This window comes from Escherichia sp. MOD1-EC6098 (assembly GCF_002965865.1).
GTDB classification, from domain to species: domain Bacteria; phylum Pseudomonadota; class Gammaproteobacteria; order Enterobacterales; family Enterobacteriaceae; genus Escherichia; species Escherichia marmotae.
In genome coordinates this window covers 91,882-116,623 of the sequence record NZ_PTSN01000006.1, presented here as the reverse complement: position 1 = coordinate 116,623, position 24,742 = coordinate 91,882, and the positions used below count along the sequence as shown (strand labels likewise).

General features: G+C 51.4%; 20 protein-coding genes. 8 read left to right on the top strand and 12 right to left on the bottom strand.

Annotated elements, in window-relative coordinates; translation table 11 throughout:
* Positions 1-468: 468 nt before the first annotated feature.
* From efeB to C0K55_RS26090, 5 genes are all read right to left on the bottom strand, one after another.
* Positions 469-1,740 carry an iron uptake transporter deferrochelatase/peroxidase subunit gene (gene efeB, locus C0K55_RS08970; protein ID WP_105266849.1) on the bottom strand — a complete coding sequence of 424 codons (1,272 nt, stop codon included), beginning with the start codon at positions 1,738-1,740 and terminating at the stop codon, positions 469-471.
* Positions 1,741-1,745: 5 nt separating this feature from the next.
* Positions 1,746-2,873: an iron uptake system protein EfeO gene (gene efeO / locus C0K55_RS08965; RefSeq protein WP_000210439.1), complete on the bottom strand. Its 1,128-nt coding sequence runs from the start codon at positions 2,871-2,873 to the stop codon at positions 1,746-1,748.
* 57 nt (positions 2,874-2,930) lie between these two features.
* On the bottom strand, positions 2,931-3,761 hold the full coding sequence (efeU, locus tag C0K55_RS08960) for an iron uptake transporter permease EfeU (protein WP_000497945.1): 831 nt from the start codon (positions 3,759-3,761) through the stop codon (positions 2,931-2,933).
* A gap of 210 nt (positions 3,762-3,971) precedes the next feature.
* The gene (gene putP, locus C0K55_RS08955) at positions 3,972-5,480 is read right to left on the bottom strand and encodes a sodium/proline symporter PutP (protein ID WP_001018482.1); all 1,509 of its coding nucleotides are present in this window, start codon (positions 5,478-5,480) and stop codon (positions 3,972-3,974) included.
* Between the two features lie 160 nt (positions 5,481-5,640).
* The gene (locus C0K55_RS26090) at positions 5,641-5,844 is read right to left on the bottom strand and encodes a hypothetical protein (RefSeq protein ID WP_000939659.1); all 204 of its coding nucleotides are present in this window, start codon (positions 5,842-5,844) and stop codon (positions 5,641-5,643) included.
* A 57-nt stretch (positions 5,845-5,901) separates the two neighbouring features.
* Between C0K55_RS26090 and putA the strand changes: the two genes are divergently transcribed.
* The gene (gene putA / locus C0K55_RS08945) at positions 5,902-9,864 is read left to right on the top strand and encodes a trifunctional transcriptional regulator/proline dehydrogenase/L-glutamate gamma-semialdehyde dehydrogenase (RefSeq protein ID WP_105263253.1); all 3,963 of its coding nucleotides are present in this window, start codon (positions 5,902-5,904) and stop codon (positions 9,862-9,864) included.
* Between the two features lie 39 nt (positions 9,865-9,903).
* Here the strand turns inward: putA and rutR are convergent, their stop codons facing one another.
* A complete protein-coding gene (gene rutR, locus C0K55_RS08940; RefSeq protein WP_105266848.1) occupies positions 9,904-10,542 on the bottom strand; it encodes an HTH-type transcriptional regulator RutR in 639 nt (212 codons plus the stop codon).
* A gap of 212 nt (positions 10,543-10,754) precedes the next feature.
* A complete protein-coding gene (locus tag C0K55_RS08935; RefSeq protein WP_001273657.1) occupies positions 10,755-10,928 on the bottom strand; it encodes a general stress protein in 174 nt (57 codons plus the stop codon).
* Positions 10,929-11,289: 361 nt separating this feature from the next.
* Between C0K55_RS08935 and wrbA the strand changes: the two genes are divergently transcribed.
* Entirely contained in the window at positions 11,290-11,886 is a 597-nt protein-coding gene (gene wrbA, locus C0K55_RS08925) for an NAD(P)H:quinone oxidoreductase (RefSeq protein WP_001151439.1), read from the top strand.
* A 20-nt stretch (positions 11,887-11,906) separates the two neighbouring features.
* Positions 11,907-12,134, top strand: coding sequence for a YccJ family protein (locus C0K55_RS08920; RefSeq protein ID WP_001143120.1), 228 nt, complete (start codon positions 11,907-11,909; stop codon positions 12,132-12,134).
* Between the two features lie 1,004 nt (positions 12,135-13,138).
* Here C0K55_RS08920 and agp read toward each other — a convergent pair.
* Both agp and C0K55_RS08910 read right to left on the bottom strand, forming a co-directional pair.
* On the bottom strand, positions 13,139-14,380 hold the full coding sequence (gene agp, locus C0K55_RS08915) for a bifunctional glucose-1-phosphatase/inositol phosphatase (RefSeq protein ID WP_001516155.1): 1,242 nt from the start codon (positions 14,378-14,380) through the stop codon (positions 13,139-13,141).
* 149 nt (positions 14,381-14,529) lie between these two features.
* On the bottom strand, positions 14,530-15,963 hold the full coding sequence (locus C0K55_RS08910; protein ID WP_001285182.1) for a hypothetical protein: 1,434 nt from the start codon (positions 15,961-15,963) through the stop codon (positions 14,530-14,532).
* A gap of 273 nt (positions 15,964-16,236) precedes the next feature.
* Here C0K55_RS08910 and C0K55_RS08905 point away from each other — a divergent pair, with 273 nt between their 5' ends.
* The 5 genes from C0K55_RS08905 to cbpM all read left to right on the top strand — a co-directional run bounded on the left by C0K55_RS08905 (position 16,237) and on the right by cbpM (position 20,248).
* Complete coding sequence (locus C0K55_RS08905; RefSeq protein WP_000776564.1) at positions 16,237-17,151, top strand: LysR family transcriptional regulator; 915 nt, start codon at positions 16,237-16,239, stop codon at positions 17,149-17,151.
* 50 nt (positions 17,152-17,201) lie between these two features.
* Positions 17,202-18,455 carry a D-amino acid dehydrogenase gene (locus C0K55_RS08900; RefSeq protein WP_105266570.1) on the top strand — a complete coding sequence of 418 codons (1,254 nt, stop codon included), beginning with the start codon at positions 17,202-17,204 and terminating at the stop codon, positions 18,453-18,455.
* On the top strand, positions 18,452-18,808 hold the full coding sequence (locus tag C0K55_RS08895; protein ID WP_105266572.1) for a RidA family protein: 357 nt from the start codon (positions 18,452-18,454) through the stop codon (positions 18,806-18,808). The genes C0K55_RS08900 and C0K55_RS08895 overlap by 4 nt, the downstream gene beginning before the upstream one ends.
* A gap of 214 nt (positions 18,809-19,022) precedes the next feature.
* Complete coding sequence (gene cbpA / locus C0K55_RS08890; RefSeq protein ID WP_000420635.1) at positions 19,023-19,943, top strand: curved DNA-binding protein; 921 nt, start codon at positions 19,023-19,025, stop codon at positions 19,941-19,943.
* Positions 19,943-20,248, top strand: coding sequence for a chaperone modulator CbpM (gene cbpM / locus C0K55_RS08885; RefSeq protein WP_000024563.1), 306 nt, complete (start codon positions 19,943-19,945; stop codon positions 20,246-20,248). The genes cbpA and cbpM overlap by 1 nt, the downstream gene beginning before the upstream one ends.
* A 52-nt stretch (positions 20,249-20,300) precedes the next feature.
* Here the strand turns inward: cbpM and torD are convergent, their stop codons facing one another.
* From torD to torC, 3 genes are read right to left on the bottom strand one after another with little or no spacing between them, the layout of a single operon-like run.
* The gene (gene torD / locus C0K55_RS08880) at positions 20,301-20,900 is read right to left on the bottom strand and encodes a molecular chaperone TorD (RefSeq protein WP_016248573.1); all 600 of its coding nucleotides are present in this window, start codon (positions 20,898-20,900) and stop codon (positions 20,301-20,303) included.
* Positions 20,897-23,443 carry a trimethylamine-N-oxide reductase TorA gene (torA, locus tag C0K55_RS08875; protein ID WP_016248572.1) on the bottom strand — a complete coding sequence of 849 codons (2,547 nt, stop codon included), beginning with the start codon at positions 23,441-23,443 and terminating at the stop codon, positions 20,897-20,899. Before torA ends, torD begins: the two co-directional genes overlap by 4 nt.
* Complete coding sequence (torC, locus tag C0K55_RS08870) at positions 23,443-24,615, bottom strand: pentaheme c-type cytochrome TorC (protein ID WP_001516148.1); 1,173 nt, start codon at positions 24,613-24,615, stop codon at positions 23,443-23,445. Before torC ends, torA begins: the two co-directional genes overlap by 1 nt.
* Positions 24,616-24,742 lie beyond the last annotated feature (127 nt).

Below are 24,742 nucleotides of genomic sequence, written 5' to 3'. Positions count from 1 at the left end.
CATAGTTTGCTTTTGGAAATAACACCGAAAACGGCTACGCGCACCGTTAAAGGCGTCGGTAACACGAATAAAGAAAGGAAGTGGATGAGAATGTAGAGTGACGCAGTTGCTACCGGAGGAGAAGTCTCCGCGTTTAGTCGAGCGTTGATTGTCAAAAACATGTCCAGTACAGGACGTTACCATCCGCGATCTCCATAGTGACTGACTATCACTGCCGGGAACTACCGCTGTTACATAATAAGTACAACAGATCTCTTATTCATTGCAACAATATATTTACTTATATTTAACTATAAACCACCATTTTGATGACATTAGCTTGTATCGCAAAGATGACAGTGTGATGACAAAAACGAGCAATTTGGGTCGATATTAGTGTGCTCTGTACCCTAACCGTAGGCATGATAAGACGCGCAAGCGTCGCATCAGGCATCAGAGCACGAACGCCAGATGCGGCGTAAACAAACATTAAACCCGCAATAACGCGCTTCCCAGGTAATCGTTCGCATTCTTCACCCCCGGCAGCGCAAAAAAATACCCCCCGCCGATGGGTTTGACATATTCCTCCAGAGCCTCACCATTCAGCCTTTTTTGAACTGTCAGGAAGCCTTTTTCCAGATCGTGTTGGTAGCAGACAAACAAAAGCCCCATATCAAGTTGCCCGGAGTTGGTGACACCCAACGAATAACTGTAGCCGCGACGCAGCATCAGGCTGGACTCACTCTCTGGCGTGCGGGGATTCGCCAGCCGGATATGGCTGTCCAGCGCAATCACCTTCCCTTCAGGGTCACTGGCGTAATCCGGTACATCATGCTCATGCTGCATACCCAGCGGTGCACCGGTTTGTTTATCTCGACCAAAAATCGTCTGCTGCTCTTTCAGTGGTGTTCTGTCCCAAAACTCCACCCGAAACTGAATTAAACGCACGGCCTGGTAGCTGCCACCAATAGTCCAGGCTGGCTCCTGCTGATCTGCCGTTACCCACACCACTTTTTGCATCAGTTTCGTATTCTGGCTGTCGGGATTGGCGGTGCCATCTTTGAAGCCCAGCAAATTAATCGGCGTCTCTTTGCCTTTGCTACGCGCCGCATGATCGGAAATAAACCCTTCCCGTTTCCAGCGAACGCTGAGTAAATCTGGCGTGTGTTTAATGATATCGCGCAGCGCATGGATCACCGTGTCCTGGGTGTTAGCGCAAATCTGCAACAGCACATCACCATGACACAATGCTGCATCCAGCGAGTCGTTAGGGAAACGCGTCATCTTCTGCAACTTTTTCGGCATCTGCGACGCAAGGCCAAACCGCTCATCAAACAACGAATGCCCCACAGACAGTGTAATAGTGAGATTATCAGGCGCAATGTATCCGCCGAGAATGCCGGAATCGAGTGGCGGCAAGCGAGGATTGGGCGTTTCTGGTGCCACTCCGCCCTGAGTCAGAAAAGCAAACCGCTGAGTCAGCAAACGAAACAGCCGCTCAAGATCGGCTTTATTGCTGGCCAGCACATCAAACGCCACCAGCATCATTGCAGCTTGCTGTGGTGTCAGAATGCCCGCCTGATGCTCACCATAAAAAGGTTGTTTCTCATTGCGCGCTTCTGGCGAAAGCGTACCCGGCGCACTTTGCACTTTTTGCGCATGAGCGACCGGGCAACTCCCTGCCAGCGCCAGCGCGCCAATCCCTTTAAGTAAACGTCGGCGTGACGGTTCATTCACGCCGTTTTCATTTTTGTACTGCATAACGCTTAATCCAGTCCCAGCACACCGCGAAGTTGCGCCAGATCTTCTGCCAGCGCAGTAATCGGCCCTTTCAGCGCGTTACGGTCGGCATCGGTCAGCTTATCGTAGGTTTCAAAACCGTCTTTAGTTCGATATTTCGCCAGAATGGTATCGACTTTTTTGAAGTTGGCGTCAACTTTCGCCAGCAGTTCTGGATTAGCTTTTTGTAATTGTGGACGCAGCAGATCGACAATTTTCTGAGAGCCTTCAATGTTTGCCTGGAAGTCCCACAGATCGGTATGGCTGTAGCGATCTTCTTCACCACTGATTTTGCTGGCTGCCACTTCTTCGATCAGCCCGGCTGCGCCACCAACGACTTTTGATGGCGGGAAAGCCAGTTCACTGATACGTTTTTGCAAATCGACCACATCGGTATAAAGCTGGTCAGCGTACTTATCCATCCCTTTGGTGGTGTTGTCGCCAAACAGCGCTTTTTCCAGACGGTGGAAACCGGTGAATTTCGGGTCAGCCGCTTTTTGTTCGTAATCATCCTCACGCGCGTCAATGCTGCCATCCAGATCAGAGAACAGTTCAGCGATTGGTTCAATGCGCTCATAGTGCTGGCGCGTCGGGGCATACAGTGCTTTGGCTTTTTCGATATCGCCTGCTTTGATTGCGTCGGTAAAGGCTTTGGTATCGGTAACCAGTTGCGCGGTTTCCGCCATGACATACGCTTTATATTCGGTAATTGCACCGCCAAGACTTAACAGCGCATCGCTTTGCGCCGCATCCGCCGTCGCCTCGCCTTTGACGATCAACTTCCCTTTCGGGTTAGTCAGCAGACCGCAGGTCATATCGTATTCACCTGGCTGTAAATTCGCCGTCATTTTCTGGCTAAAACCAGGGGCGATATTTTCCCGCTCTTCCACCACCATCACACCTTTGAGGATCTCCCACTCCAGTGCCTTCTGGCTGTGATTCTGAATAATGAACTGCGTTTTACCGGCGTTGACCGTAATGGTCATCGGTTCGCACTGTTTATCCGTCACAGTCACTTTGACCTGCGGAACATCAGCAGCGTTAGCCATAAAAGCGGTGGAGAAAAGCGCAGCCACGCTCAGGTACAGTGCGCTACGGCGGAAGTTAGTGGTCATGACGAGACTATCCCTTTAAAGTATGTTGTAACTAAGTAAGAGTTTGCGTCGTATTCGTTACACGGAGCGAGACGCTGTCGTACCGGTACGTGGCGGCAGAGCAAACGCCACCAACGCCGGGATGAGATAAATAAACCAGACGGCCACTTCGCTGACGCTGGGCGCTTCCTGATAACCAAAAATACCTTCCATCAGCGTACCGAACAGAGAGTGAGTTGAGAGCACCGCGCTCATATCGAAGGCGATTTCCTGGAAGTGGTTCCACAGTCCGGCTTCATGAAATGCGCGAATGGCACCAGCGGCCAGCCCTGCGGCGACGAAGAGGATAAACAGGCTCGTCCATTTGAAAAATGCGCCAAGATTCAGGCGAATCCCCCCCCAGTAGAGCAAGAAACCGAGCACTACGGCAGTAGCGAGACCAAGCATTGCGCCCAGCGGCGGCCAAATCCCGACATCCTGTTGAAATGCCGCCAGCAAGAAAAAGACCGACTCCAGCCCTTCCCTTGCAACGGCAAAAAAGACCATCATCACCAGCGCCCAGCCGTGATGGTTTCCGCGCTGCAATGCGCTATCGACCGCCTGTTCCAGTTGCACTTTGACGTTGCGCGACACTTTGCGCATCCAGAAAACCATCCAGGTGAGGATCACCACGGCAATCACCGCCACGATACCTTCAAACAGTTCTTGTTCTTTTTGTGGGAATTCGCCGGTGGTTTCATTAATGAAGATGCCCAGTCCCAGGCACAACGCGGCGGCAAGCAACACGCCAATCCACATCACACCAATCCATCGGCCCCGCTGGGTACGCTTAAGATAGCTGGCAATCAAACTAACAATCAGCGCGGCTTCAAGTCCTTCGCGCAACATAATGAGAAACGGAACAAACATGCCACCCACCCTTAAACGTTTTTCTGAGTCAATCTATGCAAAGAAAAGTAAATCGCAGTGATAGCGATTATCATTACGGCGAAGGAAAACACAAGCGAAATGTAGTGATAATGATGATGAAATGTAAAAATACTTTGAAAGAAAACACAGAGGGCAATCACTGATTGCCCTCTGCCTGCTGCCTGTTATGTTTCGGTAAAACGCCTTCCCTTAGCTTTCCTGCAACCGTGACGGCGGCGCCGAATGATAATGCGCATCCGCTTCAGCAAAACGTTTTTGCATCGCCGCTGACGGTGCTTTACCCAGCAAACTGAACACCACAATCCCAATGCTGCCGAAGATAAAGCCCGGAATAATTTCGTACAGCCCCAGCCAGCCGAACTGTTTCCAGACGATAACCGTAAGCGCGCCAATAATCATCCCCGCCAGCGCACCGTTGCGCGTCATGCGTGACCACATTACCGAGAACAGCACGACCGGACCAAACGCCGCACCAAAACCTGCCCACGCGTAGCTCACCAGACCCAGCACGCGGTTTTCCGGGTTTGCCGCCAACGCAATGGCCACCAGCGCCACCACCAGCACCATCACGCGCCCAACCCACACCAGTTCTTTCTGGCTGGCATGTTTACGCAGAAACGCTTTGTACAGATCTTCGGTAATCGCACTGGAACATACCAGCAACTGACAGCTTAGTGTTGACATCACCGCTGCCAGAATCGCTGACAACAGAATTCCGGCAATCCACGGATTAAACAGAATTTGCGCCAGTTCGATAAATACGCGTTCAGCATTCTGGTTTACCGCACCCGCTACCGCCGGATGATCATTAAAGTAAGCAATACCAAAGAAGCCGACAGCCACCGCTCCGGCCAGGCAGAGGATCATCCAGGTCATGCTGATACGACGCGCATGGACGATGCTATGGTGGGAATCCGCTGCCATAAAACGCGCCAGAATATGCGGCTGCCCGAAGTAGCCCAGCCCCCACCCCATCAGCGAGATAATGGCGACAAAGTTCAGGCCTTTGAGCATATCAACGTTTTCAATGCTCTTTTGTTTGATCACTTCCAGCGAGTCACCAAAACCACCGACGCTGATAATCACGATCACCGGAGTGAGGATCAGCGCAAAAATCATCAGGCTGGCCTGCACGGTATCGGTCCAGCTCACCGCGAGGAAACCGCCAATAAAGGTATAAAGGATGGTCGCCGCCGCACCTGCCCACAGAGCCGTTTCGTAGCTCATGCCGAAGGTGCTTTCAAACAGACGTGCGCCAGCCACAATGCCCGAAGCACAATAAATAGTGAAAAACAGTAAAATAACCAGCGCGGAGATAATACGCAAAATACGGCTTTTATCTTCAAAGCGCCCGGTGAAATAGTCCGGCAGAGTTAAGGCGTTATTGTTGTATTCGGTATGAACACGCAACCGCCCGGCCACCAGTTTCCAGTTGATCCACGCGCCTAATGTCAGGCCAATGGCGATCCAGCTTTCTGAAATCCCGGAAAGAAATACCGCGCCCGGCAACCCCATTAATAACCAGCCGCTCATATCCGACGCACCCGCCGATAATGCCGTTACAAATGGGCCAAGACTGCGGCCACCCAAAATATAATCGTCAAAGTTTTTGGTTGATCGCCAGGCGATAAACCCAATCAATATCATGCCAAAGATATAGACACAAAACGTCACCAACATCGGTGTGCTAATAGCCATCTAAAGTCTCCAAAAAAATATTATCGGCAATGTCGAAACTTGCCGTTATATCTGCCACCGGAACGGGGTAACAGAGTTTATGTTTACCAGGGCGACCGTATCCTGCCGTAAGCGCTGGTTATTCACAATCGATTTAACACATCATTTACATCAATTTTTATTACCCAGCGATACTATTTTCCATCAGGTTGCACTCCCTCACATTTTTTGCGGTTGCACCTTTCAAAAATGTTAACTGCCGCAGAGAAAAAGTCTGCGTTACTTTTTTAATTCCTGTCATAACGATTACTTTTATTAACATTTCATTCATTTTTAAGCTTGCTACGCAGGTCACATTTAACGCAGTTGCACAAAGTTGCAACATAATGGATATTTCACGATAACGTTAAGTTGCACCTTTCAGAACAACAGGAGTAATGGCATGGGAACCACCACTATGGGGGTTAAGCTGGACGACGCGACGCGTGAGCGTATTAAGTCTGCCGCGACACGTATCGATCGCACACCACACTGGTTAATTAAGCAGGCGATTTTTTCTTATCTCGAACAACTTGAAAACAGCGATACCTTGCCGGAGCTACCTGCGCTGCTTTCTGGCGCGGCCAATGAGAGCGATGAAGCACCGAATCCGGCAGATGAACCACACCAGCCTTTCCTCGATTTTGCCGAGCAAATTTTGCCGCAGTCGGTTTCCCGCGCCGCCATCACCGCCGCGTATCGCCGCCCGGAAACAGAAGCTGTTTCCATGTTACTGGAACAAGCTCGTCTGCCACAGCCGGTTGCTGAACAGGCGCATAAACTGGCATATCAACTGGCGGATAAACTGCGTAACCAAAAAAACGCCAGTGGTCGCGCAGGCATGGTTCAGGGACTATTGCAGGAGTTTTCGCTGTCATCACAGGAAGGTGTAGCGCTGATGTGTCTGGCAGAAGCGTTACTGCGTATCCCCGATAAAGCCACCCGTGACGCCTTAATTCGCGACAAAATCAGCAATGGTAACTGGCAGTCACATATTGGTCGTAGCCCGTCGCTGTTTGTTAATGCCGCCACCTGGGGGCTACTTTTTACCGGTAAACTGGTTTCTACCCATAACGAAGCCAGCCTCTCCCGTTCGCTGAACCGCATTATCGGTAAGAGCGGTGAACCACTGATCCGCAAAGGTGTGGATATGGCGATGCGTCTGATGGGTGAACAGTTCGTCACCGGCGAAACCATCGCGGAGGCGTTAGCCAATGCCCGTAAGCTGGAAGAGAAAGGTTTCCGTTACTCATACGATATGCTGGGCGAAGCCGCGCTAACCGCAGCGGACGCGCAGGCGTATATGGTCTCTTATCAGCAGGCTATCCACGCGATTGGTAAAGCCTCTAACGGACGCGGTATCTACGAAGGCCCGGGGATCTCAATTAAGCTCTCCGCCCTACACCCGCGTTACAGCCGCGCGCAGTATGACCGCGTGATGGACGAACTTTACCCGCGCCTGAAATCCCTGACGCTGCTGGCACGCCAGTACGATATTGGTATTAACATCGATGCCGAAGAGGCCGATCGTCTGGAGATCTCCCTCGATCTGCTGGAAAAACTCTGTTTCGAGCCAGAACTGGCAGGCTGGAACGGCATCGGTTTTGTTATTCAGGCTTATCAGAAACGCTGCCCGATGGTAATTGATTACCTGATTGATCTGGCGACCCGTAGCCGTCGCCGCCTGATGATTCGTCTGGTGAAAGGCGCGTACTGGGACAGTGAAATCAAGCGAGCACAGATGGACGGCCTTGAAGGCTATCCGGTTTATACCCGCAAGGTGTACACCGATGTTTCTTATCTCGCCTGTGCGAAAAAGCTGCTGGCGGTGCCGAATTTAATCTACCCGCAGTTCGCGACACACAACGCCCACACGCTGGCGGCGATTTATCAACTGGCGGGACAGAACTACTATCCGGGTCAGTATGAGTTCCAGTGCCTGCATGGTATGGGCGAGCCGCTGTATGAGCAGGTCACCGGGAAAGTTGCCGACGGCAAACTTAACCGTCCGTGTCGTATTTATGCGCCGGTTGGCACACATGAGACGCTGCTGGCGTATCTGGTGCGTCGTCTGCTGGAAAACGGTGCTAACACCTCGTTCGTTAACCGCATTGCCGACACCTCTCTGCCACTGGATGAACTGGTTGCCGATCCGGTCGCTGCCGTAGAAAAAATAGCGCAGCAGGAAGGGCAAACCGGATTACCGCATCCGAAAATTCCCCTGCCGCGCGATCTCTACGGTCGCGGGCGCGACAACTCGGCAGGGTTAGATCTCGCCAATGAACACCGTCTGGCGTCACTCTCCTCTGCTCTGCTCAACAGTGCGCTGCAAAAGTGGCAGGCCTTGCCAATGCTGGAACAACCGGTTGCGGCAGGCGAAATGTCGCCCGTTATCAACCCGGCGGAACCGAAAGATATTGTGGGCTATGTGCGTGAAGCCACGCCACGTGAAGTGGACCAGGCACTGGAAAATGCCGTCAACAATGCGCCTATCTGGTTTGCCACCCCTCCGGCTGAACGCGCAGCGATTTTGCATCGCGCTGCCGTGCTAATGGAAAGTCAGATGCAGCAACTGATTGGTATTCTGGTGCGTGAAGCCGGAAAAACGTTCAGTAACGCCATTGCCGAAGTGCGTGAAGCCGTTGATTTTCTCCACTACTACGCCGGACAGGTACGTGATGATTTCGCTAACGAAACGCATCGTCCTTTAGGCCCCGTGGTATGTATCAGCCCGTGGAACTTCCCGCTGGCCATTTTCACCGGGCAAATTGCTGCCGCGCTGGCGGCAGGTAACAGCGTACTGGCAAAACCGGCGGAGCAAACGCCGCTGATTGCGGCGCAAGGGATCGCCATTTTGCTGGAAGCGGGTGTGCCGCCAGGCGTAGTACAATTGCTGCCAGGTCAGGGTGAAACCGTGGGCGCACAACTGACGGGTGATGATCGTGTGCGCGGGGTGATGTTCACCGGTTCAACCGAAGTCGCTACCTTGCTACAACGCAATATCGCCAGCCGTCTGGACGCTCAGGGTCGCCCTATTCCGCTTATCGCTGAAACCGGTGGGATGAACGCGATGATTGTCGATTCTTCAGCACTGACTGAACAAGTAGTAATAGATGTACTGGCCTCGGCGTTCGACAGCGCAGGCCAGCGTTGTTCGGCGCTACGCGTGCTGTGTTTGCAAGATGAGATTGCCGATCACACCTTGAAAATGCTGCGCGGCGCAATGGCCGAGTGCCGAATGGGCAATCCGGGTCGCCTGACCACCGATATCGGGCCGGTGATCGATAGCGAAGCGAAAGCGAATATTGAGCGTCATATTCAGACCATGCGCAGCAAAGGCCGTCCGGTATTTCAGACAGTGCGGGAAAACAGTGAAGATGCCCGTGAATGGCAAAGCGGCACTTTTGTCGCGCCGACGCTGATCGAACTGGATAGCTTTGCTGAATTGCAAAAAGAAGTCTTTGGCCCGGTGCTACATGTAGTGCGCTACAACCGTAATCAATTACCGGAGCTGATCGAGCAGATTAACGCTTCCGGCTATGGCCTGACGCTCGGTGTCCATACGCGTATTGATGAAACTATCGCCCAGGTCACTGGCTCGGCACATGTCGGCAACCTTTATGTTAACCGTAATATGGTTGGCGCAGTAGTTGGTGTGCAGCCGTTCGGCGGCGAAGGGTTGTCCGGTACAGGCCCGAAAGCGGGTGGTCCGCTCTATCTCTACCGTCTGCTGGCGAATCGCCCGGAAAGTGCACTGGCGGTGACGCTCGCACGTCAGGATGCAGAGTATCCGGTTGATGCCCAACTGAAAGCAGCATTAATTCAGCCACTGAATGCGCTGCGGGAATGGGCATCAAACCGAACAGAATTGCAGGCGTTATGTACGCAATATGGCGAGCTGGCACAGGCAGGAACACAGCGATTACTGCCAGGACCGACGGGTGAACGTAATACCTGGACGCTGCTGCCGCGTGAGCGCGTGCTGTGTATTGCGGATGATGAACAGGATGCATTAACCCAGCTTGCCGCCGTGCTGGCTGTGGGCAGCCAGGTGCTGTGGCCGGATGACGCGCTGCATCGTCAGTTAGTGAAGGCATTGCCATCGGCAGTCAGCGAACGTATTCAACTGGCGAAAGCGGAAAATATTACCGCTCAACCGTTTGATGCGGTGATCTTCCACGGTGATTCGGATCAGCTTCGGGCGTTGTGTGAAGCGGTTGCCGCACGGGACGGTGCGATTGTTTCAGTGCAGGGGTTTGCCCGTGGCGAAAGCAATATCCTGCTGGAACGGCTGTATATTGAACGCTCGCTGAGTGTGAATACCGCTGCCGCCGGAGGTAACGCCAGTTTGATGACGATCGGTTAAACAGGTAGCCGGAGGATGTCGCAACCTCCTCCGGCATCATTAACGTGGTCGGATCCCTTCAATAATAATCCGCTGCACGTTTTCAACCGTTTGATTGAAAAACACCTCATCGCGCAATGTCGCGCCCGTTACCGCCTCCACCTGGGGAGCGAAATCAGCGTAATGTTGGGTGGAAGCCCAAATCATAAAAATCAGATGCTGCGGATCAATCGGTGCGAGTTTGCCGCTTTTGACCCAACCGGCAATCAGCGCCGATTTCTCATCAATTAACGCCTTCAGGTCGCCGGTCAGTTCATCCATCAACAGCGGCGCGCCAGCCAGCATCTCCATACAGAACAGGCGCGAAGCCTGCGGATAATCACGGGAAACTTCCAGCTTCAGCCGGATGTACTCTTTGATCGCCGCCAGCGGAGCGAAATCTTCACGAAACGCCTTTAACGGTGCCAGCCAGATATCCAGAATTTGCCGCAGCACGGCAATATACAGTGCCTCTTTCGACGGGAAGTAATACAGCAGATTGGTTTTTGAAACGCCCGCCAACTCTGCAATTTGCTCCAGTCTTGTGCCGTGAAAACCGAATTGTGAAAAAGTGTCCAGTGCCGCGCTAAGAATCGCTTTTTTCTTCACGCTCACTGCGCGCAAACGTTTACCCGTTGTTTTCACTGCGCCTTGCGTCATGCGCTCTCCCCTCTTGTCGATGGGCAACAGGATAGCAAAATCAGCACAATGCCTCGACCATCAACATTCGCAATATGAATGGAATAAGCGAGAAGGTATTAACGTGAGGATATAAAGGAGAACACCAGAACGAAAAAACCGCCGGGGTTTCCGGCGGTGGTGGCTAATGACGCGCGTCAGACAAAAACGCATTCGTCATTGATTAAGCCCGGCTATTTGTCGCTTTTGCCGTGACTGCTTTTACCACCTTTTTTTCCTGCTTCAGATGCGCGCTGCGGGTCATTTTTGAAATTCCCCCCGCTGTGCTGTCCACCTTTTTTACCTGCTTCTGATGCTCTTTCGCGGTCTTCTGCAAAATTGCCGGAACCGCCTCGATGGTTTGCCATTACTGACCTCCGTCATCATAGTGCCCAGGATTAACGCGGCGTATGGCGGATGCCATATTTTCGCTACGTGGGACTAAGCTTAGTGAACTGACGCGGGTAAGCCTGCGTTTGGTAATATCCTGCAACAGCTTCTTAGCGAGAATAGATATCATTTCTGATAATCAGCCATAAGCCGCTCTTATGATTAAAAAAACGCTATGAGATAAAAATGTATCATTTTGCGACAAAATTACAGGCTTGTGAAAGTTGTTATAAATCAAATAAGTGGTTGTGAAATTTGCACTCTGAAAAGGACGTCTTATCTTTAAATGAGTGGTAGCGAATCGCTACGGAATAGAGATAACACGAGGAGTGGTTAGAAATGGCTAAAGTTCTGGTGCTTTATTATTCCATGTACGGACATATTGAAACGATGGCGCGTGCAGTCGCAGAAGGCGCAAGCAAAGTCGATGGCGCAGAAGTTGTCGTTAAGCGTGTACCGGAAACCATGCAGCCGCAATTATTCGAAAAAGCAGGCGGTAAACCGCAAACTGCGCCCGTTGCAACCCCGCAAGAACTGGCCGATTACGATGCCATCATTTTTGGTACGCCGACCCGCTTTGGCAATATGTCAGGGCAGATGCGCACCTTCCTGGATCAGACTGGCGGCCTGTGGGCTTCCGGTGCGCTGTACGGAAAACTGGCGAGCGTCTTTAGCTCTACCGGAACTGGCGGCGGTCAGGAACAAACCATTACTTCCACCTGGACGACCCTTGCGCATCACGGCATGGTGATTGTCCCCATTGGCTACGCAGCGCAGGAATTATTTGACGTCTCGCAGGTTCGCGGCGGAACGCCTTACGGCGCTACCACCATTGCAGGCGGTGACGGTTCGCGCCAGCCCAGCCAGGAAGAGTTGTCTATCGCACGTTACCAGGGGGAATATGTTGCTGGTCTGGCAGTCAAACTTAATGGCTAATCTTCAACAGGAGGATACGCATGCCAACTCAAGAAGCGAAAGCCCATCACGTGGGTGAATGGGCATCTCTGCGCAATACGTCGCCGGAAATAGCCGAGGCCATTTTTGAAGTCGCCGGGTATGACGAAAAAATGGCGGAAAAAATTTGGGAAGAAGGTAGCGATGAAGTGTTAGTCAAAGCCTTTGCCAAAACCGATAAAGATTCGCTTTTTTGGGGCGAACAGACCATCGAACGTAAAAACGTTTAATCCGCAATTCCCCCGCTTCTGGCGGGGGAGTTTTCAAATTGTTGACAAAGTGCGCTTTGTTCATGTCGGATGCGGCGTGAACGCCTTATCCGACCTACATGATCGTGCAAATTCGATATAGTGCAATTCTCGGGTAGACCTGATAAACGTAGCGCATCAGGCAATCTAACAGATATAGTGCAATTCTCAGGTAGGCCTGATAAGCGTAGCGCATCAGGCAATCTAACATTTGTCATCTGTCCCATACTCCCCCGCTTCTCGCGGGGGAGCTTTCAAATTGTTGACAAAGTGCGCTTTGTTCATGTCGGATGCGGCGTGAACGCCTTATCCGACCTACATGATCGTGCAAATTCGATATAGTGCAATTCTCGGGTAGGCCTGATAAACGTAGCGCATCAGGCAATCTAACATTTGTCATCTGTCCCATACTCCCCCGCTTCTCGCGGGGGAGTTTTCAAATTGTTGACAAAGTGCGCTTTGTTCATGTCGGATGCGGCGTGAACGCCTTATCCGACCTACATGATCGTGCAAATTCGATATAGTGCAATTCTCGGGTAGGCCTGATAAACGTAGCGCATCAGGCAATCTAACATTTGTCATCTGTCCCATACACCCCCGCTTCTCGCGGGGGAGTTTTCAAATTGTTGACAAAGTGCGCTTTGTTCATGTCGGATGCGGCGTAAACGCCTTATCCGACCTACATGATCGTGCAAATTCGATATAGTGCAATTCTCGGGTAGGCCTGATAAGCGTAGCGCATCAGGCAATCTAACATTTGTCATCTGTCTCATACTCCCCCGCTTCTCGCGGGGGAGTTTTCAAATTGTTGACAAAGTGCGCTTTGTTCATGTCGGATGTGGCGTAAACGCCTTATCCGACCTACATGATCGTGCAAATTCGATATAGTGCAATTCTCGGGTAGGCCTGATAAGCGTAGCGCATCAGGCAATCTAACATTTGTCATCTGTCTCATACTCCCTCGCTTCTCGCGGGGGAGTTTTCTGTTATTTCACTGCCTCATTCAACACGCTATCAAACTTATCCATCGGGCAAAATCCGTTGGCATCTATCGGGCAGCCGGTAAGTTCCAGCGTCACGCGCTGAGCAGGTGCTTGCAGGGTTAAGGCGTCGGCATTACGCAACTGCTGCGAACTCTGGTACACATACTCGATTTTCATCAAATCACGATTGGCTTTGCTGTCATGCCAACGCTGGAAGACAATCTTGCCACCAATGGGCGTACGTTCATTCTGGTCATGCAGTTGATACGGTTTGAAATCCAGCGCAGTGAGTAGCGAGGCAATGTTAGAGTCGTGTCCTACCAACACCGTAATCTTCGGCGCACTGGCGCGATCGGTGACCAGGGCTTTGTCGATGTAGCTCACCAGCGGTTTCGCGACATTGCGCGCCACTTCCGGTGAAGTAAACAGGCTATCCTGGTAACCATTTTTCAGTTTCGACAACACCTTCCACTGTTGATCTGATTTGATCTCTCCCCAGGCCACCTGATCCATCGGGAAACCTTCGTAGTATTGCAAAGTAAACGCATCCACCAGCGAGTTGCCCACCTTCAACGGCCCGGAAACGCCCGGCTCTTGTTGATATTTCGCGCTAAAAGTATTTTTGCCATCCACCAGTGAACACTGCTGTTTTTCTTTACAGGCCGGAGAATCTTTATAGTTAACGATTTTTTCCAGTAGCTGGTAGCTGTCGGTAAGCTGGAGTTTACTCAACTCTTTTTCCATTGCTGCCACTGCCTGCTCGCTGAATGCAGCGGAATCATCGGTGATTACCGGGTTAAAGGTTGGGTCCATCGTGCCCATTTTTTCCTGATGATGAACAGGAATATCACACCCCGGGAATGCGCCAGTAATAAAGAACTGCGCAGTGGCGACGGTACGTTGCAGGCTGTTCGCGTAGGCGTAAACGGTGTCCGGTGGCGGACATTCGCCCGATTTCACCATCCCCTGCTCTGCCAGCCATTCACGCATGTAATGGCCCATATACACTTCCAGCACGCCGCCTTTGGTGGTGAGTTGCCCTCCGGGGACATCCCATTGCGGCCATTTATTCGGCGTGGACTGCTCAAGCACGCTGCCATTATTTGCCAGCGGCGCACGTAAGTTATGACGGCTCATGAGTAGCACTTGCTGTAGCTGATAGCCTTCCGGCACTGTCTGTGCCTGAGCATTCGAAGAGAGTAAAACCATTCCAGCCACGGCCGCAGCGATTAGCGTTTTTTTCATTCCCATCACCTCTTTAGTTATCAATCAATTAAGAGTGTGACAGAAATATGGCATTTTTCCGGGAACCGGTTCGCAATTTAGCAGATGACGAGGCGGGAAACCGTCAGGCGATAACGGACAGTAGCTGCGCTATCGCCTGGTTTGTATCGTTAAACTAATATCTGAAACAGCACGGCAAAAAGAATGATATTGGCAATGACAATGGCCCAACCGTTATAAAGCATATATTTCAGGTGAGTAGATTGTGCCAGCCCCATTTGGCCAAACATATCCGATGAAGGGAAAGGCCCAAACCAGTCCACTTGCGATGAAGCTAACAATACCGCCGTTGTACCCTGTGGCGGTACACCTGCAGCCATCAACATCGGGCCAAATATTTTGTGCGTAAAAGTCATCTGAGCCACTGCGGCTCCAGGCACATGACCGATAATGTTAAAGGCAAAAATACAGAAGCAAAGCCATGCCGGAGATATCCCGGTTAACAGGGGTTGGGTATATTCGAGCAACCCCTGATACGCCTGTAGGCTATCCATAAGTTCCAGAATCGGGTTATACAGCCAGTAGAGCAGAAACATCCACACCAGCCTGCCACACCCTTTATACAGCGCCTGCAAGATCCCGGTTGGACTTAACCCTCCCACCAGCCCGGTGACCAGAGCCACCAACAACATAACGATAATGGCAAAACTAAAACCTGCTTTTATCACTACGCCAATAACCGCCATAACAATAATGGTTGCTGCAAATGCCAGGGCGCTGAGCTTGCGACGGCGATCGCGTGCGGGATCTTCTTCTTCCTGCGTTTTCTCTGAAAGATCGACGTCGTAATGCAATTTTCCTTCCGTCATCTTCTGAATTCGCCCGGCCATGATCCAGCCTGCGAATAACGTCACGGCGCTCATTGGTAACCCGACGTACATCAGATATTGCGGATAAGTCAGGCCGCCGAGTTGTAAAATCGTCACTGTGCTGGGGGTAAAAGGCCCGGTAAACAATCCCACTGACCCCGCCGTCATCATCAGTGCCGCCACCGTGGGAGGTGTAAGCCGTACTGCTGCTGCCACAGGAATAATCACCGCAACAATAATGGCATTGCCACCCGCCATAGTGCCCAGCGCGCCACAGATGAGAATGGAAGAGATGACGATGCCAAATTTGACCCGTGTCTGGCTGGAAAGCCCGATCCGATGTACCACAAATTTGACCAGTTCAACGGCCGCTCCGGTACGTGTTGCCACTTCACCGACGCCTGCGCCAAGCATAATGATCAGTCCAACAGTGGCGATAAACGATCCTGTCGATTTTGCCAGCATGGTGCCCATTTCTGGTAAACCGGTGGAAGTCATTATCATCGCAATAATAATGGATGAAATAACCGCCAGAACAATATCGACGCCTATCAACGAGAGCACCGCTAACGCCACCAACGGTGTGAAACCCAGCAGTCCGAGTTCATTACCTGGACGCCCCTGACACCAGAACGCTGTCAATAAAAAAATAACCAACAGTAAGCCAATAATGACATTCTTTTTGGTGATATTTTGTCTGGTTAGCAAACCACCAGCGAGCATTGAGTCACTCATATAACTCCTTAACCCCATCGAATCGACCGTCAATATCAGCCGATGTATTTGGACAGCTCAGAAAATATCCCCCCTCGTTATTATTGTTGGCAAAATGCACTGAGGGTTTGTCCGGGTACTACAGGTATTATTCTGAGTTCGTAATTAACCCCTTTTAGGTGGGCAAATAACGCATTGTTACCAGAACAGGCGTTACAGATTAAATTTATGTTAACTTGGTGTTACCATGAAATGACTTTTTATCTATCGTCTATAACTCTGGGTTAACTCTTAATGAAACTGCGCCACCTGGAAATCTTCTATGCCGTGATGACATGCGGAACACTTTCACGTGCAGCGGAATCGCTGAATATTTCCCAACCGGCCGCCAGTAAAGCGTTAAAAAACGCTGAACAAAAACTCGGTTTTCAGCTCTTTCAGCGAGTTCGTGGCAAGCTTCTTCCAACCAGCGAAGCGATCACACTTTTTGAAAAAGCGCAGTCGATTTATCACGAACTCGATAACCTGCGACTGCTGGCCGATAACCTGACGCGAGATCCCCGAGCCAGAATAGCCCTGGGATGCCTGCCAAGCCTGGGATTAAGCCTGGTGCCCGAAATAGTCACTGCGTTTTACCAGCAGAATGCAAATCTGGTAATGACACTGACGACAGAGCACACTGAAACGTTGGTTAAAAAACTTGATCTGCGTGAGATTGATCTGGCCCTGACGCTACAGCCGATTCAACAGGGGGAGATTATGACGACACTGATAGCCGAAGTTCCGCTGGTTTATATCGACCGGGACTATCGCCAGGGCGCGGTAGAAATAGACAAGATTGACCAACAACGCTGGATTTCTCCTGGCCCACATTCCCTTTCCAATGCCATAGCCAAACGGCGTGATTTTTTGACAACGCGCCTGAATGTCCAGACCTATTACATGGCGACTGAATTTGTAAAACGAGGAATGGGATGCAGTATTACCGATATTTTCTCTGCCCGTCATAACCTCCCGGCAGAAACAATTCACCCCATCGAGCCACCAATGAAAATTGATCTTTGTTTGCTACGTCGTGCCGACGTGTCACTTAGCCCCATTACACAAAAATTTGTTGATTTCCTCTGCCAGCAATTACGTCAGCAACTGCGAGCCATTAACCTTGAGTTATACCCTGAAAATAAAAAGTCAATTGCTCCTCAGGCCTAAATGTTTTGACATAACCCCAACGCATTTATTAGCGGTGGATATCTCAGGTGATGAAAAAACGCATTGTAGTTATTGGCGGCGGGGTCATTGGTCTGGCGACAGCATGGGTCCTGGTAAAACAGGGCCATCAGGTACAATTGTTAGAACGCAACAGCCAGGCAGGCGTCGCCACCAGTTTCGCTAACGGTGGGCAACTCAGTTATCGTTACGTTGCTCCTCTGGCGGATAAAGGCGTACCGATGCAGGGGCTTAAATGGATGGGGAAAAGTGACTCTCCACTGAATATGCGTTTGCGCATGTCATTAAGTCAGTGGCGCTGGTTGCTGGCGTTTTTACTGGCCTGCAATAACCGGACAAATAAACTCAATGGCGATCATATTTTACGCTTATCACTATTAAGTTGTCAGGTAATGGAAGCGTGGTTGCTGGAGGATAATCTTGATGATTTCCACTGGCGCCGTTCTGGCAAACTGATTATTCATCGCCGCCAGCAAGATTTAGCCAAAGCGGCAAAAGGCATTAATCCGCATTTTCAACAGACTCTATTACGCGAAGAGTGCGTTCATCTTGAACCCGCACTAAAACATATTGGTAATTCCCTGTGTGGTGGTATTTATTCTCCCGGCGATGAAACGGCGGACTGCTATAAGTTCTGCCAGGCATTACTTGCCAAACTTAATGCCAGCGCGAATTTTTCGCTACAGACCGGTTGTGAAGTTTTGCAGTTGAATAAAAAAGGTGAGCGCATAGTCTCCATTACCACCAGTACAGGAACGCTGATTGCTGATGATTATGTCGTTGCCGCCGGAAATGGCAGCACACATTTACTTACCGAAACCGGGATTCACGTACCGCTTTGCGGTCTGAAAGGTTACAGTCTGACACTCCCTTTCCCACAAAAAATGGGGATCGCACCGCAAATCAGTGTCACCGACTATGGTCATAAAATTGTCTATGCCCGACTCGGTGACCGGTTGCGTATCGCCGCCATGGTCGATATTGGCTATGACGGTAATGAACTGCGCCCTGAACGCATTGATGCCTTAAAACAGATCGTAGCCTCCAGTTTTCCGCAACTGCAAGGTATCGATGATGCCGAATTATGGACAGGTATGCGTCCATCCACTCCTGCGGGTCCGCCACTATTAGGACGGGCGAAGTATCAAAATCTCTGGATGAATCTTGGTCAGGGCAGTCTGGGCTTCACGCTGGCGGCAGGTAGTGCTGTGGTGTTAGGCGCTCTGCTGTCGGGCGAAGATCCTGCAATTTCACTTGATGGACTGACATGGAGCCAATCAGCTTGAATATCAAACGTAATAACCCACAGCCGCGTCTGGCCGCCAGCGTGGAATATAGCAACCTTGTTTTTCTCTCCGGCCAGACACCGAAAAGCAATACCCCAGACATCGCGCAACAAACGCGCGAAGTGCTGGAAAAAATCGACGAATTACTTGCAGCGGCTGGCAGTGATAAATTTCATATCTTATTCGCGCAGGTATGGATAAAAGATATCACCCGCGATTTTGCCGATTTCAACGACGTATGGGTTAGTTGGATACCAGAAGGATATAGCCCAGCCCGTGCTGCCGTACAAGCTGAGATGGCTCGCCCGGAGATTCTGGTTGAAGTGATGGTCACGGCAGTAAAAGCAAGATAAGTTCCCCGTTTTCAGCCCCCTGGCAACGTAGTCATGGGGCATCCATGAAGGGTAAACGCCCCCCTCTTTTACCTGCCAACATTCAGGCTGAAAATATCATTTTTAGTTATGTTTCGTCACAGACCTACGATTTTTTCTGATTTCCCCTACACTTAACACTGATACCTTGTCAGGGGTTTCCCTTTGTCTGTATTGATTTACGCGAGATAACGCTATGGAATTAAAGGATTATTACGCCATCATGGGCGTGAAACCGACGGACGATCTCAAGACAATCAAGACCGCCTATCGTCGACTGGCCCGCAAATACCATCCTGATGTCAGCAAAGAACCCGATGCCGAAGCCCGCTTCAAAGAGGTCGCTGAAGCCTGGGAAGTATTGAGTGATGAACAACGTCGCGCTGAATATGATCAGATGTGGCAACATCGCAACGATCCGCAATTTAACCGTCAGTTCCAGCATGGTGACGGCCAGAGTTTCAACGCCGAAGATTTTGACGATATCTTCTCATCAATTTTCGGTCAGCATGCCCGTCAGAGCCGCCAGCGCCCGGCCACACGTGGCCACGACATTGAAATCGAAGTGGCGGTATTCCTTGAAGAAACGCTTACTGAGCATAAGCGTACCATCAGCTATAACCTGCCGGTTTATAACGCCTTTGGCATGATCGAACAGGAAATCCCGAAAACGCTGAATGTGAAGATCCCGGCGGGTGTCGGCAATGGTCAACGTATCCGCCTGAAAGGCCAGGGGACGCCGGGCGAAAACGGCGGTCCGAATGGCGATCTGTGGCTGGTGATTCATATTGCGCCACATCCGTTGTTTGATATTGTCGGTCAGGATCTGGAAATTGTGGTGCCGGTTAGTCCGTGGGAAGCGGCACTGGGAGCTAAAGTCACCGTTCCAACACTGAAAGAAAGCATTTTGCTGACCATCCCACCAGGCAGTCAGGCCGGACAACGATTGCGCGTTAAAGGTAAAGGTCTGGTCGGTAAAAAACAGACCGGCGACCTGTATGCGGTGCTGAAAATCGTCATGCCGCCGAAACCTGATGAAAACACTGCTGCGCTGTGGCAACAACTGGCAGACGCCCAGTCGTCTTTTGATCCACGTAAAGATTGGGGGAAAGCATAATGGCTAACGTTACGGTGACTTTTACCATTACTGAATTTTGCCTGCATACCGGCATTTCTGAAGAGGAGTTGAATGAAATTGTCGGTTTAGGCGTAGTTGAACCGCGTGAGATTCAGGAAACGACCTGGGTGTTTGACGACCATGCCGCCATTGTGGTGCAACGCGCGGTACGTCTGCGTCAGGAACTGGCGCTTGACTGGCCGGGGATCGCGGTGGCGCTAACGTTAATGGATGATATCGCACATCTGAAACAGGAAAACCGCCTGCTGCGCCAACGGCTTTCCCGGTTTGTGGCTCATCCGTGAGTTTGTTGCCTGATGCGACGCTTAACGCGTCTTATCAGGCCTACAAACGGCATTATCTGTTTTGGTTGTCGCACTCCACCAGCACCAGCAATAACTGGCTTAGTGTCGCGTAAAAACCAAAGCTGTCATACTGACGGCAACGCGTTACAAATTCCGGTAGCCATGATCGCAGCGCCGCCAGCGTTTTTTGCCGTAAGCTGTTGATTTTTTGTGTGGTAACTTTCCCTTCCCCCAGTGAAAAATGCAGATAGCTCAACAACTCAAGATAAATCGCCAGATGATCTGCCGGTTCGTTGAAGTTGCTACTGGTTTCCATGCCCGCCTCAACCAACAAGTGTTTAATCTCTTGCTCGTCCTGTTTGTAGGCCGATGCATACGGCAGCGCCGCTTGCTTGTCGGTCATCAGAAACAGGCCGCAAAAATCAGCGGCCAGTTCCAGACGGGCGTCGTTACGTACCACCAGGGCAGCAATGCTTTTCTCCAGCTCGTCCACCGCCGCAGCCAGCGGCGGTTCGCTTTTCAGCAAAGAAAACCATTCAGCCATCTCCGCACTGGCGATTTGCGTCAGTTGTTCATCGTCCAGTTCACGGGAAAACAACTGCGCCAGCCAGGCGTAGACGCAGGCAGTCTGTTGTGCCGTCAAGGAAGTCATGATTTCACCTGCGACGCCGGAACATATTCGCACTGCGCCACCATTTCGATGGGGCCGCTAAACGCCGTCACCTGATCCACTGTGCTTGTGTATTTTTCGATTTCCACCAGTGTGGTATGCGCACTGGTCGCCTGCGCTAACTGTGAGGTGCCGATGTCAATGGTCAACACATTGGGGTTACCGTATTTGCACAGCGCCCCTGGCTCGCCGTCTTTATCCGGATCGTACCATGCCCCTTCGTGAATTCGCGTCACACCGGGTGCATAACGGTCAGAAACGACTGCCCCTGCTAACACCTGACCGCGATCGTTAAAGACGCGTACCACATCACCGTGACGAATGCCGCGCGCACTGGCATCCTGCGGGCTAATAAAGACAGGCTCTTTACCCGCCACCGTATACTGCTGACGCAGAGTTTCCGACTCACATAACTGCGAGTGAAGTCGAAAATCCGGATGCACAGATTGCAAATGCAACGGATATTTCTGCGAGCCTGGCCCACCGTGGGAGCGTTCGATTTTCTCAAACCACATCGGATGCCCCTGACAATCGTCATAGTTCATGTCAGCGATGGTTTTCGAATAGATCTCAATCAGGCCGCTCGGCGTCCCCAGCGGTTCGAGATCCGGATCTTCACGGAATGCCTGGTGGCGAACAAACATCTGCGGGTGGTCAAACTCGACGTACTCTTTGTTATTCCAGAAGTCATCAAACGCTGGTAGATGAACGCCGCGTCCTTTGCCCTGTTGTACACCTTCCTGCCAGATGCGTTTCAGCCAGCCCATTTCATCCAGCCCTTCAGTAAAGGCTTCTTCACGATTAAAGCGACGGCACAGCTCGCGGAAAATATCAAAATCATTGCGCGCCTCAAACTGTGGCGGCACCACCTGTTTCATAGCGATAATTCCACGGTTGGAGTGGTTGCCGTACTGGTCGAGATCGTTACGCTCAAACTGCGTGGTCGCAGGTAGCACGATATCGGCAAAACGGCAGGTTGAGGTCCACTGGTTATCTATGGCGATAACCGTTTCCAGCTTACGCCAGCCTTCGATAATACGGTTGATCTGCTGATGACGATGGAATGGATTAGTTCCGGCAAAAATACACATTTTCAGCGGCGGCAGTTTTACCGATTTACCGTTCCAGTTGATCACTTTCCCTGGTTCGAGGATCGCATCGACAAAACGGGCAATCGGAATGGTGCTGCTATAACCTTTGTAGTCGCTGTTGTCGTGAACAGGCGGAATCGACGTTGAACCGGAGAAACCGCTCAGAATAACGCCTTTACGCCCCGGCGTACCTGCGCCGTTATAGTGCCAGCCAAAACCAAAGCCACCGCCCGGCAGGCCAATTTGTCCCAGCATCGCTGCCAGAACCACAACCATCCACGCCCACTGTTCACCGTGCTGCATACGCTGTACACACCAGCCAGCAATGATCTGTGTTCTGTTCGCCGCCATCTGCCGTGCCAGCGCACGAATTGTTTCGGCATCAATACCAGTCAGTTTTTCAGCCCATACGGCATCTTTCGGCTGACCGTCTTTCTCGCCCAGCAGATACGGCAGGAACTGCTCAAAGCCCACGCAGTAGTTGGTGAGGAAGTTTTTGTCGTACAGATTTTCGCTGTACAGCGTATACGCCAGCGCCAATTGCAGCGGCACATCAGTTTGCGGGTTAATCGCAATGTGCTTCACATGCTCACGCCCCAAATACTCGTGAGTTGACGTCACGATCGGATCGATGCTGATGACTTCAATTTCACCAGCAGCAACTTTCGCTTTTAGCTGCTCGTAATATTCATAAACGTCATGATCCGGGCACCACCAGTTCGCCTGCTGGTTTTTCAGCAAATCGGAGCCCCACAGCACAATGGTTTTGCTGTTCTGCAATACCAGCGGCCAGGAGGTTTGCTGTTCATACACTTCCATCGAACCAACCACACGCGGCAGGATCACCTGCGCAGCACCGGTAGAATAGTCACCACCTGTACCGACACTATTGCCATGCAGTGCAATGGCTTTCGCCAACATACCGGAAGCATTGTGGAACATCCCCGTCGATTGCCAACCGCTGGCAGTCAACAGGGCGCTCGGACCGTGCGTTTTCTGCACACGTTCCAGCTCTTCATAGAACATGTCGAGGGCTTCATCCCAGCTCACGCGCACGAAGCGGTTATCGCCACGCTGGGATGTGTCGCTCAGATGGCGCTTACGTAGCCAGTCCACGCGTACCATCGGGTAACGAATACGCGCCGCGTTGTGTACGTGATCCGGCAATCCGGCGATCATTTTCGACGGATATTTATCCAGTTCGAACGGTTTTGCCGCCACAAAGCGACCATCCTTCACCGTCGCGCGGATAGCCCCCCAGTGCGACCCGGTCAGAATGCCCTCTTTCGAGGTGACCGCCTCAGTAGCCGCTTGCGCCGCATTCACACGGCGCGGCGTTAACAGTGACGGCCCCAGCATCCCGGCGATAGTTAAGCCGCCGAGTTGCGCCAGAAAACGCCGACGTGATGCCTGAAAGAGATCGTTATTCTTCATTATTTTTCTTCCTTCTTATCGCCGTGAACCTTGCCTGCAGTGTCGGACGCATTCATTTGCAGATATTTCAGCAAGGTGCGTTCTTCACGTTTATCGAGGCTGGTAAAGCCAATCATGCCGTTGAGCGTGCCAATCCAACCGTTAGCGTCAAAGTGGGAGATTTCCGGTGCGCCGTGGCACTGATTACAGGTGCCGTTGTACAGCGAATCCGCATAAGCCCAGATTGGTTTGATGTTGTTCACCATGTCGCCTTTCTTCATCCACGCAGTGGCCTGCAACTTGCTCCACTCGGTATTGGTATCGGTCACGGTGGTTTTCTCCAGCGTTTTCACCTGCTGCTGAACATCACCACGAATCGAGGCAACAAAGATGCGTTTGCCTGGGAACTGGGTGAGTACACGCTGACGTCCGGCACTTTCCGTCCAGCCGGTAATTTCAATTTGCAGCCAGTCGCCGTCACGTTTAAGGACTTTCACTTCTGAGGCAGGCAGCAGAGAACCAGACGCCTCTTTATCGCCTTTCGCCGCATAAATCGGCTTGATATCAATGGAGTACAGCGTGTCTCCACTGTCATCAGCACTGGCGCGCAGCTCGTCGAACTGCTTACGGAAACCGCTACTCATATCCGGCAACTGGTGGGCAATACCTTTATGACAGTCGATGCAGGATTGGTTATCTTTCGCTGCCACCTTCATCTGACGCGCCGCTTCCGGATGCTGCTTCGCATGATCCATCGCATCGTAGTTATGACAGGAACGGCAGGTTGCCGAGTTGTTTTCTTTCATTCGCGCCCATTCACGCTCGGCAAGTTCCGCTCGTTTGGCTTCGAATTTCTCAGGTGTATCAATGGAGTGGGCAATAAAGGTTTGGTAAATGTCGTTGCTCGCTTCCAGTTTACGCTTCACCATGCCCGGAATATCCGGCGGAATATGGCAGTCATGGCATTCGGCACGCACGCCAGAGGCGTTCTGGAAATGCACCGAGTGTTTATATTCTTCATACACCGGTTGCATACTGTGGCAACTGACACAAAATTCGGTTGTGCTGGTGACTTTGATCCCAACGTGAGGCAACACAATCAGCGCGATGCCAATTACAATCCCAATAGCGACCAGCGCCAGCACCGACCAACGAGCACTGGGTCGGCGTAGCGCATTCCAGAGTTTCCGCATAATAGCCCCTGTAAAATTAAGGTTTAGTGAAGTGATCTTAATGAGCAAATATGAACAGCGGCACTGGTCAGGATGAACGGCTTACGGCAAAATATGAACAGATATGAACAGAATGAGTAATCCCCCC

What these genes read in the sequence shown, in the direction of transcription:
- efeB (WP_105266849.1), bottom strand. Translation starts at nt 1,740, where the DNA reads ATGCAGTACAAAAATGAAAACGGCGTGAATGAACCGTCACGCCGACGT.
- efeO (WP_000210439.1), bottom strand. Translation starts at nt 2,873, where the DNA reads ATGACCACTAACTTCCGCCGTAGCGCACTGTACCTGAGCGTGGCTGCG.
- efeU (WP_000497945.1), bottom strand. Translation starts at nt 3,761, where the DNA reads ATGTTTGTTCCGTTTCTCATTATGTTGCGCGAAGGACTTGAAGCCGCG.
- putP (WP_001018482.1), bottom strand. Translation starts at nt 5,480, where the DNA reads ATGGCTATTAGCACACCGATGTTGGTGACGTTTTGTGTCTATATCTTT.
- C0K55_RS26090 (WP_000939659.1), bottom strand. Translation starts at nt 5,844, where the DNA reads ATGTTGCAACTTTGTGCAACTGCGTTAAATGTGACCTGCGTAGCAAGC.
- putA (WP_105263253.1), top strand. Translation starts at nt 5,902, where the DNA reads ATGGGAACCACCACTATGGGGGTTAAGCTGGACGACGCGACGCGTGAG.
- rutR (WP_105266848.1), bottom strand. Translation starts at nt 10,542, where the DNA reads ATGACGCAAGGCGCAGTGAAAACAACGGGTAAACGTTTGCGCGCAGTG.
- C0K55_RS08935 (WP_001273657.1), bottom strand. Translation starts at nt 10,928, where the DNA reads ATGGCAAACCATCGAGGCGGTTCCGGCAATTTTGCAGAAGACCGCGAA.
- wrbA (WP_001151439.1), top strand. Translation starts at nt 11,290, where the DNA reads ATGGCTAAAGTTCTGGTGCTTTATTATTCCATGTACGGACATATTGAA.
- C0K55_RS08920 (WP_001143120.1), top strand. Translation starts at nt 11,907, where the DNA reads ATGCCAACTCAAGAAGCGAAAGCCCATCACGTGGGTGAATGGGCATCT.
- agp (WP_001516155.1), bottom strand. Translation starts at nt 14,380, where the DNA reads ATGAAAAAAACGCTAATCGCTGCGGCCGTGGCTGGAATGGTTTTACTC.
- C0K55_RS08910 (WP_001285182.1), bottom strand. Translation starts at nt 15,963, where the DNA reads ATGAGTGACTCAATGCTCGCTGGTGGTTTGCTAACCAGACAAAATATC.
- C0K55_RS08905 (WP_000776564.1), top strand. Translation starts at nt 16,237, where the DNA reads ATGAAACTGCGCCACCTGGAAATCTTCTATGCCGTGATGACATGCGGA.
- C0K55_RS08900 (WP_105266570.1), top strand. Translation starts at nt 17,202, where the DNA reads ATGAAAAAACGCATTGTAGTTATTGGCGGCGGGGTCATTGGTCTGGCG.
- cbpA (WP_000420635.1), top strand. Translation starts at nt 19,023, where the DNA reads ATGGAATTAAAGGATTATTACGCCATCATGGGCGTGAAACCGACGGAC.
- cbpM (WP_000024563.1), top strand. Translation starts at nt 19,943, where the DNA reads ATGGCTAACGTTACGGTGACTTTTACCATTACTGAATTTTGCCTGCAT.
- torD (WP_016248573.1), bottom strand. Translation starts at nt 20,900, where the DNA reads ATGACTTCCTTGACGGCACAACAGACTGCCTGCGTCTACGCCTGGCTG.
- torA (WP_016248572.1), bottom strand. Translation starts at nt 23,443, where the DNA reads ATGAAGAATAACGATCTCTTTCAGGCATCACGTCGGCGTTTTCTGGCG.
- torC (WP_001516148.1), bottom strand. Translation starts at nt 24,615, where the DNA reads ATGCGGAAACTCTGGAATGCGCTACGCCGACCCAGTGCTCGTTGGTCG.